The following is a 13,405-nucleotide window of genomic DNA, read 5'->3' as shown; positions in this document are numbered from 1 at the left end:
TGTTGCTGCGCCAAGCTTCTTTCCTCGTTAGTATAAGGTGCAGCGGTGGAAAACTTTGAGCTGCGGCGAGAAGGAACCGGAAAGGCTCTCAAGTTATTTGGTTAGATGCAAGCAAACGGCCCGGTGCGGGCCCATACGGCTAAATTCTGGGAGATAGAGTGCGTAAGGCAATGCCCGCACGGCGGCTCGGCTCGAGAATGAAGGACGGATTGCTGCCGGGTTGTCTTTTTCTTCTTCTCGCGATGGGAACCCATTGCCGCGGGCAGGTTGCCGGTTCCCCAATAACTCATGAGCCGGCGACACGATTCTCGCGAGCCGCCGTTGACTCTCATGGTTCATCGCACGCTCCAGCCTCGGCCGAAGAAAGCGATCCGGCTTCTCTGGCGAAATGGCTGGGACTTCCGGTTCGCGAGATCTCCTTTGAAGGCGTATCGGCGGACCGGCTCAAACCGCTCCCCGGGCACCTTCCGCAGACCGTGGGGGCCCCGCTCGACCGCGAAAATGTTGCACAGAGTTTGCGCATGCTGTTTGCGACCGGACTGTTCGCTACCGTTGAGGCAACCGCAATCCGGCAGAACGATGGACTGAAGCTTGTTTTCAAGGGAACACCGCGGGATTTTATCGGAACAGTGAGCGTGGACGGCGCAAAAGGCGCCACACTCAACGCGCAACTGGAGGCGGCCAGCCGGCTCACGGCTGGAACGCGATTTACGCAAGGGCGCCTCGAAGCGGCGACCGTCCGTATGCGGCAAACCCTCGCCGACAACGGCTTCAATGAGCCGGTCATCACATATAGGCTCACCAGGCACGCCGCCGAGCAGTTGGTGGATATCGCCTTCGAAGTGATTTCAGGAGTCCAATCGCGGGTCGGGGCGGTTGCGGTCTCCGGAGACTCGGGCATGACTGTGGACCAGTTCCGCCGCGACGCTCGTCTGCGGGCGGGAACCAAGGTTGACCACGACACGAACAGCCGCGCATTAAGCGGAGTGCTGAAGCAATATCAGAAACAAGGTCGCCTGGAAGCCGATGTAAAGCTCGAGTCGCAGGTGTACAGCGCGGAGACGAAGAGATCGAACTTCAGCTTTTCAGCCAATCGAGGCCCGGTGGTGATTTTGCGTTTGGAAGGCGCGAAGATCGGCGGCGAGCGGCTGAAGCGACTGGTTCCGGTATATGAAGAGGGTACGGTCGATGAAGACCTGCTGAACGAGGGTGACCGCCGGCTGCGCGATTATTTCCAGCGAACCGGCTACTTTGACGTCAAAGTGGCACATCAGCAGCAGAATCCTGACAGTGGCATGGTAACCATCACGTATACGGTGGCGCTAGGCGCACGCCGGAGGGTTGAAAGCGTTTCGGTCGCCGGCACTCACTATTTCGATCGGAAGACGCTCGAAGACCTCCTGAGTGTGCACGCTGCTAATCACCTCGATCGTCATGGAACGTACAGCCAGGCTCTCGTGGGCGCAGATGTGAACGCATTGGAGGCGGTTTACCAGAACAACGGATTCTCAAAAGTTAAGGTGACCCCTGAGACCTTGATAGGCGGTAATGTCGTGGGCGCCCCCGGACAGGAGATGGTACGAACTTCGGGAGAACCTATCGCCGTGGTCTACCACATTGAGGAAGGGCCGCAGCAGCGAGTGGGCGAAGTGCGCCTCGAGGGCGTCGTGAAATCCGACGAAAGCAAACTGCTGCCACTGATGAATACCTCAGTTGGGCAGTTGTTTTCGCCGCAGAATCTGGCCGGAGACCGGGATGCCCTTCTGACGAACTATCTTAGCCGCGGCTTCGACCAGGTGCAGATCGAGGTCGATGAGCAAACAGAGGCAGCGGACCCGGCAAAGATGGATGTGATATTCCAAATCCACGAGGGACAGCAGATCTTTGTTCGCAAGGTGCTGGTGTCGGGTTTGTACTACACGCACCCTGACACGGTGGCGAAGGCGATTACACTTCATCCCGGCGACCCGTTGAATCAGACGGCCCTGGCCCAGACCCAGCGCAATCTCTACGAACTCGCGTTGTTCAACGAGGTAAACACGGCGGTGCAGAACAACGCCGGCGACGAGCCCTACAAAACCGTCCTGCTGCAAACCACCGAGGCGCGGCGCTGGACGTTCACCTATGGTCTCGGATTCGAAGCGCAGACGGGAACACCGCAGAACAACTGCCGTGGCATCGAGTCGACGGGCGCACCCTGCAGTCCAAACGGAAAGACAGGAATCAGCCCGCGAGTGCTGGGCGTATTGACGCGGAACAATCTGTTTGGACGGCAACAATCCGCCTCGATTCAAGGAACCTACGGTCTGCTTGAACAGAACATCAACATGCTTTATCAAAATCCCCATTTTGCCGGGAATCGTGATTTCGCGTTCACCTTCTCGGGTGGCTACGCCAGCAGCCAGAACGTCACAACGTATGTGTCATCGAAGTTGGAGACAGGCGTTCGCTGGACACAGCACTTCAGCCAACCTGGATCCCTTTTTACAAAAGCGAATACATTCGTTTATGAGTTTGACTTCAGGCGCGTGAAGGTGGCGGCAGAGACCCTGCAGGTGGGGCCGAGTGAGATCGCGGCGCTGTCGACAGCTGTGCGTGTTGCGGGACCGAGCATCACCTGGATTCGCGACACGCGCGACTCGCCGCTCGACTCACACCGCGGAACATACACGAGCTTCCAGAACTTTCAGTCGGATTCGATATTTGGAGCACAGGCAGAGTTCAACAGGCTCGACCTGTCGAATGCGAGCTATTACGGCTTCAATACGAAACGGTTTGTGCTGGCGCGCAACACGCGCTACGGACAGGAGCGCGCTTACGGGCCGCCGTCCGCGAGGCTGTTACCGCTTCCGGAGCGGTTGTATGCCGGCGGCGCTATTTCGCATCGCGGATTTTCGAGCAATGCAGCGGGTCCACGCGACCCTGAGACGGGGTTTCCCATTGGCGGAGCCGGGGCGCTCATCAATAGCACCGAAGTGCGGCTGCCGCCCCCCATTCTCCCCTTCTTTGGCGATACGCTGAGCTTTGTGCTCTTTCACGATATGGGCAATATATTTACGAATGCCGGGGATGCGTGGGCGAGCGCGCTGCGCATTCATCAGCCCGATCGCGACGCCTGCAAAGTGCTCACGCCTGCGGATTATTCGACAAATCCACCCACTCCGCCCAGTCCGACTGGACCAGTTACCTCAACCGGGCAACAGGGTCAATGCAATTTCAATTACTTCTCCCACGCGGTGGGACTCGGCACGCGGTACCATACGCCGATCGGTCCGATTCGGCTTGATTTCAGCTACAACCTGAATCCCCCTATCTACCCCGTCAACGTCAACTATTCGCAGTCCGACATTTATGCCAACCAGCACGTTGGCGAGGCTGCACATTTCAACTTCTTCTTCAGCTTTGGACAAACGTTCTGATGAACAGACTGCAGGCAACTCGATTTGCAATCTCCCCCGCGGCCATCGGTTGCGCCTGCATCGCGGCGGCGCTTGTTGTTCTGCGTTCCACCGCCGCGCAGGCGGTCGACAAGACTCCGAAACCGGGCGCCACCGTCACGCTCGATCGCGTCGTTGCCGTGGTGAACCGGCAGCCAATCCTGGAAAGCGATATCGAAGAGGAGATGCAATTGTCGGTTCTTGATCCCGGCCGGATTGCGCAGGAGAAGATGACCGAGCGGCAGGCTTTGGAACAACTGATCAGCCGCGCCCTGATCCAGCAGCAGATTCGGCAGGAAGATCTGCCGGCGACCGAACCGAAGCCGGAAATGATTGCGTCACGCATCCAGGAGATTCGCACCAAGCTTCCGGTGTGCGTTCGCGCAAATTGCAAAACAGACGCCGGCTGGCAAGCGTTTCTGGCACAACATGAACTTACGCAACAGGAGTTTGAGGATTACCTGAGGCATCGCATGGAGATTCTTAGCTTTATCGAAATGCGTTTCCGCCAGGGCATTCGTATTTCGCCGGAGGAGGTCAAGACGTACTACGAAGGAACGCTGCTGCCGCAGTATCCAGTTGGAGAGACTCCACCGCCGTTGCAGCAGGTGTCGTCGCGCATCGAAGAGATCCTGCTTCAGCAAAGGGTCAACCAGTTGTTCGACGACTGGCTTGCGAACCTCCGCAAACAAGGTCAAGTTGAAGTCCTTGATCCGACCCTGGAAACTGCCGCCACGAGCAACGACAAGGGAGCGTCAAAAGAATGAGCGACACGCCGCTGGTTCCGCTCGAAAAGCCGCGCTTGTCGCGGAAGCGTTACCTTCGTCGTTTGTTGTGGGGCGCAGCTGGGCTGACGCTGCTCCTCATTCTGGGCATAGTCGGCTTGTATTTCTGGGCAAGCTCTTCAAGCTTTGAAAACATTGTGCGAAGGCGGCTGATTGCACGCATCGAAGCCGCGACAGGAGGCCGTGCAGAGATCGGCTCCTTCCATTGGAATCTGCTGAAACTGGAATGCGAGGCGGATGGCGTTGTGCTGCATGGACGCGAAGCGGCCGGAGAGGCGCCGTACGCCAAAGTTGATTCCCTTCGCGTTGCGCTAAGCGTGCTGGGATTCTGGAGCCCGCGTGTTCTGCTGCGGGACCTCGTGTTGGAGCGGCCCAAGGTTCACCTGATCGTAAATCGCGATGGATCGACCAATCAGCCCCAACCGCCCACCAAGACCGAGACGCATGTGCTGAATACGCTCTTCGATCTGCAGGCCGGTCATGTGGAGGTCGACCACGGCGTCTTCGACTACGACGAGCGTTCTGACGAGAGTGATTTTCAGAATCGGCATATTCCGGTCGATTTTGCGGCAAACGATGTTTCGCTCTTGTTGAATTACGTTCCGGGCCACGGCCCCATCCAGGAGAGCTATCACCTCGAAGCCGGCGTTCACGGTCTGCGCCTGGTGCGTGGAGCACCTGATCACCCCGATGCTCCGCCGGTGGAAGGATATTTTCTGGCCGCGCTCGACTTCACGCGCAGTGCTGTTTATTTGCGGTCGCTGCAATTAACGGCGCATAGCAGAGGATCGGCAGACCGCGTGTTGAATGTTGCAGGTGAACTTGACGACTTCAGCCGTCCGCGCTGGAAGGCCACGGTGCAGGGCGAACTTGATCTGAAAGAGATGGAGCCGCAGTTCGGCTATCCCTTCACGCCGGAAGGAATCGCACGGCTGAACCTCGCGGCTGAGGGTCAGGATGGACAGTTCCGGATCGACGGAACCGTACACGCTGACAATGCGTCCTACATCGGAACCGGCGTGGTAGCGCGTGGCGTGGGCCTGGATGCCCGCGTGCATGCCGATCCGCTGCATTTGCAGATAACCAACGTGACGGCTCGGCTCAAGCCTGGCGGACAGTTGGAGGGCCAGGTCCTGCTGGAGCACTGGATGGCGCCGCTCGCAGGTGCCCCCGTAATTGAGGCAGCTGAGCCCATCAAGCGCGAGAAGAAAGGCAGGAGTCACGAAAAGGCGACGCCGGTTGTAACGGCGAAGGTGGACACCGACTTTCACACCAACGGCAAGGTGACGGCAAATCTCCGCGACGTTACGCTCGACACGCTGCTCGGCATGGTGAGCGAGCCGCCTTTCCAAAAGCTGGGAATGGACGCTCGCCTGAACGGCTCCTCGACCGCGGCGTGGACCAACGGGGATGTCAATACACTGGTGGTATCGGCGAACCTCAAACTCAGTCCATCGCAGAAAAACGTGGCGGGAGAGGCGCAGACGAGCGGCGTGATCGACGCAACGTATCTGCAGCGGAATGGCTCCGTCGACGTGCGCAATCTGCAAGTGAATATGCCGTCAAGCCAGATAACCGCCAAGGGGCGGCTCGGTGCGTTTCCGATGACCAGCGAGACGGGACTTACGATCGAGGCTCGGTCCAGCAACCTGGGCGACTTCGATACGTTGTTTCGCGATTTCGGAATTACGCGCGAAGGAAAAAGCGGATTCGCGGCTCTGCCGGTGGCGCTCGACGGGCAGGCGGATTTCAACGGAACATGGACCGGCTCGCTTGACGATCCGCACCTCGCCGGCAATCTTCAGGCCACGAATCTGTCGGTCGAGTTGCCCGCGAGCAACAATGCCAGCCAGCCGCAAATGGTGCATTGGGACTCACTCGATGCGGCGGGAAGCTACTCGGCAGCGCGAATCACTATTGAACACGGCCACCTTCGCCACGGAGATGCGAAGATCAGCGTCGATGGCACGCTGACCTCTGCGGCTCCCCCTTCGCGGAAATCACCGGGCGTGCCCGCCTTCGATGCGAAGTCCCTGCTCCACGTCAACCTGCAGGCAACCGCCGTGAACGCTGAGGATCTTTCGCCGCTGTTGGGAGAAAAGCTTCCTGTAACAGGTTTGCTGAGCGCACAGGCATCGGCCGACGGACCGATCGAGACACTGACCGGCAGCGGTTGGGTGCAGCTGGATAATGGAGCGCTCTATGGAGAGCCGCTGAAGAGGATTCACGCCCAGGGAAAATTTGCTGGGAAAACGTTGCAGCTTTCTTCCGTCACCATCAACAGCGCTGCGGGCACGGTTATCGGCGCCGGCACCTACGATATGCACACCCGGCAATTCCAGGTCGATGCGCATGGAACCGGAATCGACATTGCAAAGATCGACCGGTTGCGCAGCGGAGGCACCGAGCTGGCTGGAAGCCTCGGATTTTCGATATCGGGCTCGGGAACCCTCGATGATCCGCACGTGAACGGCCGTGCCTCGCTGGCCAACTTCACAGTAAGCGGCGAGCGTTTCGGGGAATTCGATGTCGTCGGCCACACAGCGAATCAAAACCTGGTCTACGACATCACCTCCCGGCTGGAGGCGACGGAGCTCACCGCACATGGGCAAATCGCGTTGCACGGCGACAACGAAATGCAGGCGACCCTCAAGTTCTCGAAGTTCAATATCGGCGCGCTCCTTCAGATGGCGCATATCAACGAATTGACGGGCGAGTCGAACCTTGAAGGCACAGTAAATTTGTCCGGGCCCCTGGCGCACCCGCAGCAGATCCGCGGCGAGGCCCAGATCCAGCAGCTTGCCGTAACCATCGCCGGCGTGCACTTGCAGAGCGAAGGCGGTCTCCGTGCCAGCATGGGCAACTCTGAGATCACACTCAACCCATTGCACATCACCGGCGAAGAGACGGACATGCACGTGAAGGGTAGCCTGAACCTCACCGGCAAGCACCAGCTTGATGTGGCGGCAGATGGGTCTATCAACTTGAAACTGGCCGAGACGATCGATCCTGATCTGACCGCGCACGGCACCACAACATTCCGCGTTGAGGCGCATGGTCCGCTCCAGAATCCGGGACTCACAGGCCGCATCGACTTCGTCGACGCATCGCTGGCACTCGAAGACCTGCCCAACAGCCTGAGCCAGTTGCACGGCACGCTCGAGTTCAATCAAAATCGCCTCGAAATAAAATCGCTGACAGCCATGAGCGGCGGCGGGTTGCTGAGCGTCTCAGGGTATCTCGCCTATCAGCACGGTATCTATGCCGACCTTACGCTGAAAGGAAAATCGATCCGCATCCGCTATCCGCAGGGTGTGAGTTCCGCGGCTGACATCAATCTCCAGCTGCAGGGATCGCAGAACAACCTCCTGCTCAGCGGCAACGTGATGATCACGCGGTTTACGGTAAGCCCGGATATTGACTTTGTGGCGCTGGCTGCCCAGGCCGGCAAGTCTCAGCCCATCGCCCCCGCGAATGCGCCGTCGAATCACGTGCGTCTCGACGTGCGCATTCAGTCTTCGCCGCAGTTGAATTTCCAGAATGCCTACGCCAAGCTGGCCGGAGATGTGGATTTGCGGCTCCGCGGTACACTCGCATCGCCATCGCTGCTGGGGCGCATCTCAATTACCGAAGGCAGCGCGACGATTGCGGGCACACGATATGAGTTGCAGCGCGGCGAGATCGCGTTTACCAATCCAGTCCGCATTCAGCCGATGATCGATCTGAATGCGACGGCTCGCGTTGAAGACTACGACATCACGCTCGGACTGCATGGCTCCCCAGATCAGATGGCGGTCACGTATCGAAGCGACCCGCCGTTGCCTGAGGCCGACGTAGTGGCCCTGCTGGCACTCGGACGTACGCAGGATCAGCAGCGGCTCTACACGCAGCAGCAGGAGCAGCTTGCCAACAGCCCCGCGTCCGATGCCCTGCTCGGGGGTGCGCTGAATGCAACCATGAGCAGCCGCGTGCAGAAACTGTTCGGCGCGGGCTCGGTTAAGGTCGATCCAAACTACCTCGGCGTGCTGGGCAACTCGACCACGCGGATTACGGTAGTAGAGCAGGTTGGCAAAAGTGTAACCCTGACCTACGCCACCGACGTTGATACAACCGCGCAGCAGTTGCTCCAAGCCGAGATCGCGATCAACCGGCATGTTTCGCTGCTCGTGGCGCGGGATGAATCGGGCGTATTTTCGATGGTGATAAAGGCCACGCGACGCTTCAAATGAGACGGCAGGGCTTGCCCCAGAACACGACTGACCGCGCTTACAATTGTTCCCTTCCGGCTCTGGACGCTGGTGCCTTCGTGACGCGCGGCATCTTGATTTTCAGTTGCTTCCATCTCAAAGACATGGCCGTGAAACTTCTTCCCTGCATCTGTGTTTAAAGCAGCTGTAAAAACTCACACCCCGGACCTTCGAGCTGGGCGACAAGCACCAGCCAAGGTGAAACAAGGAGCAAGAACATGAAGACGACCAGGTATATTTTCGCGGCCGCATCTGTAGCTGCGGCGCTTACCATCGGCGTTTTTGGCGTTCCACAGATCTCGTATGCCGCAACGGGCGCGGGGATCGGAGCCGGCCAGGACGCTTCCAGCGATGCGCAGACAAAGCTTAAAAAGTCGCAGTTCAAGGATGTCAAGGTGACGGTCGACAACGGAATTGCCACGTTGACCGGCAACGTGAGCCTGTACGAATACAAGAAAGATGCAGGCAATCGCGTCCGCAAGGCCAAGGGCGTTACCGCGGTACGCAACGAGATTGAAGTTGCAGGCCCCAATGTTCCGGACAACGATCTAAGAGCTAAGTTGATGGAAAAGCTGGCCTACGATCGCGTGGGGTATGGCACCACAACCTTCAACGCCATTACTGTGAATGTCCAGAACGGGCTGGTGACGCTCGGCGGACACGCTTATTCCGATGTCGACAAGGACTCGGCAGTAGCGCTCGTGTCAACCTACCCCGGCGTGAAAGATGTCTCGGATGAGATCGAGGTTGATCCCACATCGATCATGGACGACCAGACGCGGTTAGCCGTGGCGCGCGCCATTTATGGGTATCCCGCGTTGAACAAGTACGCCATCGATCCAGCCAAGCCCATTCGCATCTCCGTGCAGAACGGTCATGTCTCCCTGTACGGCGTGGTCGATTCCAAGGCCGACAAGGATCTGGCCAACATCCGCGCCAACGGCGTACCCGGCGTTTTCAGCGTAAAGAACTACCTGCAAGTGGCCGGTCAGCCCGCCGAAACCGAGAAGGCGCAGTGATCACCGCTCTGCTCGGATTCGCGATGCTCTCCCCCATGGTGCATCCCGAATCCGAACAGGGCGGTCGGGGCACGGCTGAATCGCGTACCAAAATTCCTTTCCAGCTCACTGAAACGACCTTCATTTTATTGCCGCGAGCGCGTGTGCGTTTTCGCTGGACGCGCGCGCAGTCGGCATGCGACATTTACAGAACTGTAATCATTCAGGACATTCCATTCCTTACACTTGAGTCGCTATGTTGAATGACGGCCCTTTGACGATCGATCGGAAAGACGGCAAGAATCCCGGCACCCGGGTTTTCTGCCTGACCGGACCACTCACGCTGCGCAACCTGTTCGAGCTGCAAACCGAACTGCGCGGTGCGGCGCCTCCGCCGCTCACGGTGATCGATCTGACCGGCGTCCCCTACATGGACTCGGCCGGAATGGGATTGGTGATGAACCACTATGTCCGCTGCCAGACCAGGGGATCCAAACTCGTCGTTGCCGGCGCGAACAATCGGGTCATGGATTTGTTCAAGGTGACAAAGGTCGATACCGTGCTCCCACTGGTAGGATCGATCGAAGACGCCGAGGCATAGATTCAAGAAGAAGCAGTTTCCCCCCGCCGCCTGCTACAAGCCAAGTCCGAAACCTGACACAGCCTTGTTTTCGGGTCTTCGGACAAGCTGCGCGAGTTCCTGATTTCCTTCCTCGGCATCCAGCCATTTCCGCACCCCCCTCAGGTGACGCGATAGCGCTCCATTACACTGGATGATGGAGCTGCACGCGATGGGTCTGGCCGCGAAAACACGGACGACACTGGAGATGATCAAGTGGGAACACTCGATCTTCGCGCTGCCGTTTGCGTTGACCGCGGTAGTGCTTGCGAGCCACGGTGCACCTGGCTGGCGGACGCTGGGATGGATCCTGATTGCCATGGTGACGGCACGCTCCTGTGCGATGGCCTTCAATCGCTGGGCTGATGCCGACCTCGATGCCGCCAATCCACGAACCCGCACCCGTGCCATTCCCGCCGGACAGTTGTCGCGCCAATTTGTGCTCGGATTCACAGTTTTGATGGGCCTCTGTTTCGTGATTGCTTCGGCCCAATTAAACCGGCTCACGCTGTATCTTGCCCCTTTCGTCCTTTTAGTGTTGCTTGGCTACAGCTACATGAAACGCATCACGCGGTGGTCCCACCTGGTTCTGGGGCTGGCGCTGGGCCTGGCTCCATCAGCCGCGTGGATCGCCGTGCGCGGCAGCCTCGATCCACGCATCATCGTACTGACCGCGGCCGTAATGCTATGGGTGGCCGGGTTTGACGTGCTGTACGCGTGCCAGGACTTCGAACATGATCGCGAAGCCGGTCTGTACAGCATTCCCCAGGCACTCGGCGTTCCAGCGGCCTTCTGGGTGGCGCGCCTCATGCACCTCACCATGCTGGGCCTGCTCGCCTGGTTCGGATACTTGTTCAGCTTTGGCGTTGCAGGCTGGTTAGGCGTAGCGGCCGCGGGGCTGCTGCTCGCCTATGAACACTCCATCGTTTCGCCCCGCGACATGCGGCGCCTGAATGCTGCATTTTTCACCATGAACGGCGTCATTGCCATGGTCTTCCTCATATTCGTGGCCGCCGATGTCTGGCTGCGGAGATAAGGAGACATGGAAGAATCACTCTCAAACAAGGCGGCGGTGGAGCTGTGGTATGGTGCGAGGAAGCCGTCTGCGCAGTCGCCACTCGCGACACGCGCGGCCGCCTCTGAAGCAAGAGAAGCCGGCACCGGAATGAAGATTGCCATCCAGGGAGAACCGGGCTCGTTCAGTCACGAAGCGACGCTGGCCATGCTGCCGGACGCCATAATCGTGCCCTGCTCCGTCTCGGCCGATGTCTTCAACGCGCTCGCCGACGAATCGGTGGACGGCGCGGTTATCCCCATTGAGAATAGCCTCGCCGGTTCGGTGCTCGAGCACTTCGACCTGTTGCTGCAGCACGACGTGAAGGTGGTGCGCGAGTCGCAGCTGCGCATCCGCCACAACCTGATCGGCATATCGTCAACCCTGGATGACATTGACCGCGTCTTTTCGCACCCGGTGGCGCTGGCGCAATGCCGCCGTTTCCTGGCTAGGTATCCGAAAATGGAGTCGTTCGCCTTTTACGACACGGCAGGCAGCGTGAAGCAACTGGTCGAGTTGCGCGATCGACACGCGGCGGCCATCGCCAGCGAAGCCGCAGCCCGCTACTACGGAGCCCAGATTCTATGCGCGGGCATTGAGGACAACCCGGAAAACTTTACACGCTTCTTTCTGGTTCGGCGCACCAGGGATGCCCGGTTCGACTTGGATGCCAACAAAACCAGCGTTGCCTTTTCCGTTGAGAACCGGCCGGGATCGCTGGTGGCGGCCCTGAACCAGCTTTCAGCGATAGGAACAAATCTGACCAAGATCGAATCGCGCCCCGTGCAGGGCAAACCATGGGAGTACGTCTTCTATGTGGACTGCCAGTTGCAGTCGTCGCAGGAAGGTTCCCGCGCGGTTCAGGCCCTGAAACCGCACTGCGCCATGGTGAAAGAGCTCGGCAGATACCGCGAGGCGGGGACATAGAGGAATCGGAAAATCGTGCCCCGGGCCCTTCGGAGCCTTCGGTCTCAAGATGACATCGGCGCAATGAAGCAGAGAGGGGATGGCGTTGGCCATCCCCTCTCTGGATTTCATAAATTGTTCAAAGATCCGCACAGGCGGGTTTTGTCATTCCCTATTCCCTGAATTTAGAAATGGTACGCCACGCCAATGACCGGATTGTAGATGTTGTACCACTTGTTGGTGGTGAACTGGCTGAGGCCAAACGTAGGCACCTTGGTCACAAAGCCGCGGTACTCAGCCCGAATGTCGAAGCTCGGGCTGATCTCGTAGGCGATACCGCCACCATAGAGTCCCCCAATCGACGTTTGCTGTTTCACGTCGAGGCTCGTGGTGCCCGAGTTGCGAATAGGCAGGAAAATGAGTGCGCCAGGACCCGCCTCTAGAAACGGGTTGAATTTCTTGTAGGTAAAGCTGCGTACGTAGGCGGCCGATATCTCCTGGGTACGGGTGTTCACCTGGTAGTGATTGGGGTTCACGTAATAGTTGATCTTGTTCTCGTAAGTAATTCCATAATTGGCTTCAACTGCGCTATTAGGGGTAAGCATGAAGCGATAGCTAACCAACCCACCCCAGGCGGCGTTTGAGTGGACCTGAACAGTAGTGGAGGAGGCAACAAAAGGTTCGATCAGGACTGATCCGCTGAGGCTGATATCCTGCCGGCTCTCCTGAGCGCGGCCCGCTGCTACGCACACGGCCAGCAGAAAGGTAATAAGGGCGATTTTCTTCATTCGGTCTTGAACCTCGCGACTGCTCAACCGTCCGGCTGGCAACCAGCTTGTCGTTGATTGCGACACGCCGGTTTCTCCCACGCGCCGCTCTCAGCATTGTAAATGGCCTGAACGGGTTGCAGGTCGCACGGGCTGAATCAGGATGATCTAAGTCAATAGACGTGGCGCATACCGAATGGGAATCGCGGAGAGGCAGGGATTAGAGATCAGCGATCAGGGATTAGGAATTCGGGATTAGAAATCTTGGCCGGGTGGAGAGGATTGGAGTTCGACTCCTGATCGATCCCGGGCACGAGTTGGTCTTCCTTCATTCCTGTTCGTGCCACCCTCATCTCCGTCTGGCCTGTTCCCTCACCCTTGTTTCTGTTCCCTGTTTCCTAACCCCTATTCCCTGCTTTATTCACCCCGCCCGTTCCACGTGGTAGTAGTACGGCGGCCCGTGCTTTTGAGCCAGCTCGCGCACGGTTCGCAGAAACGCGAGTCCAGCATAGGAGAGGGTGGCCTGGCGCCGGTGTACCAGCCTGAGCACGCGCTTGAACTCCAGTTCGTCCACCGTAACCCGCACCAGTTC

At 58.6% G+C, this 13,405-nt stretch carries 8 protein-coding genes; 7 read left to right on the top strand and 1 reads right to left on the bottom strand.

Going from position 1 to position 13,405, the window contains the following annotated elements; all coding sequences use genetic code 11:
- Positions 1-158 precede the first annotated feature (158 nt).
- From WA354_RS02720 to pheA, 7 genes are all read left to right on the top strand, one after another.
- On the top strand, positions 159-3,419 hold the full coding sequence (locus tag WA354_RS02720; protein WP_472811473.1) for a BamA/OMP85 family outer membrane protein: 3,261 nt from the start codon (positions 159-161) through the stop codon (positions 3,417-3,419).
- Entirely contained in the window at positions 3,419-4,204 is a 786-nt protein-coding gene (locus tag WA354_RS02715; RefSeq protein WP_472811472.1) for a SurA N-terminal domain-containing protein, read from the top strand. Before WA354_RS02720 ends, WA354_RS02715 begins: the two co-directional genes overlap by 1 nt.
- The gene (locus WA354_RS02710) at positions 4,201-8,451 is read left to right on the top strand and encodes a translocation/assembly module TamB domain-containing protein (protein WP_472811471.1); all 4,251 of its coding nucleotides are present in this window, start codon (positions 4,201-4,203) and stop codon (positions 8,449-8,451) included. The genes WA354_RS02715 and WA354_RS02710 overlap by 4 nt, the downstream gene beginning before the upstream one ends.
- 236 nt (positions 8,452-8,687) lie before the next feature.
- Positions 8,688-9,488: a BON domain-containing protein gene (locus tag WA354_RS02705; RefSeq protein WP_472811470.1), complete on the top strand. Its 801-nt coding sequence runs from the start codon at positions 8,688-8,690 to the stop codon at positions 9,486-9,488.
- Between the two features lie 253 nt (positions 9,489-9,741).
- Positions 9,742-10,068 carry an STAS domain-containing protein gene (locus WA354_RS02700; RefSeq protein ID WP_472811469.1) on the top strand — a complete coding sequence of 109 codons (327 nt, stop codon included), beginning with the start codon at positions 9,742-9,744 and terminating at the stop codon, positions 10,066-10,068.
- Positions 10,069-10,258: 190 nt separating this feature from the next.
- Positions 10,259-11,122 (top strand): UbiA-like polyprenyltransferase, encoded by an 864-nt coding sequence (locus WA354_RS02695; RefSeq protein ID WP_472811468.1) that lies wholly within the window; start codon positions 10,259-10,261, stop codon positions 11,120-11,122.
- Positions 11,123-11,251: 129 nt separating this feature from the next.
- Positions 11,252-12,067, top strand: coding sequence for a prephenate dehydratase (gene pheA, locus WA354_RS02690; protein ID WP_472811467.1), 816 nt, complete (start codon positions 11,252-11,254; stop codon positions 12,065-12,067).
- A 164-nt stretch (positions 12,068-12,231) separates the two neighbouring features.
- Here pheA and WA354_RS02685 read toward each other — a convergent pair whose 3' ends face one another.
- Entirely contained in the window at positions 12,232-12,834 is a 603-nt protein-coding gene (locus WA354_RS02685; RefSeq protein ID WP_472811466.1) for an outer membrane beta-barrel protein, read from the bottom strand.
- Positions 12,835-13,405 lie beyond the last annotated feature (571 nt).

This window comes from Occallatibacter sp., assembly GCF_049802275.1.
GTDB lineage: Bacteria > Acidobacteriota > Terriglobia > Terriglobales > Acidobacteriaceae > Telmatobacter.
This window is presented reverse-complemented; position numbering and strand designations above follow the sequence as displayed.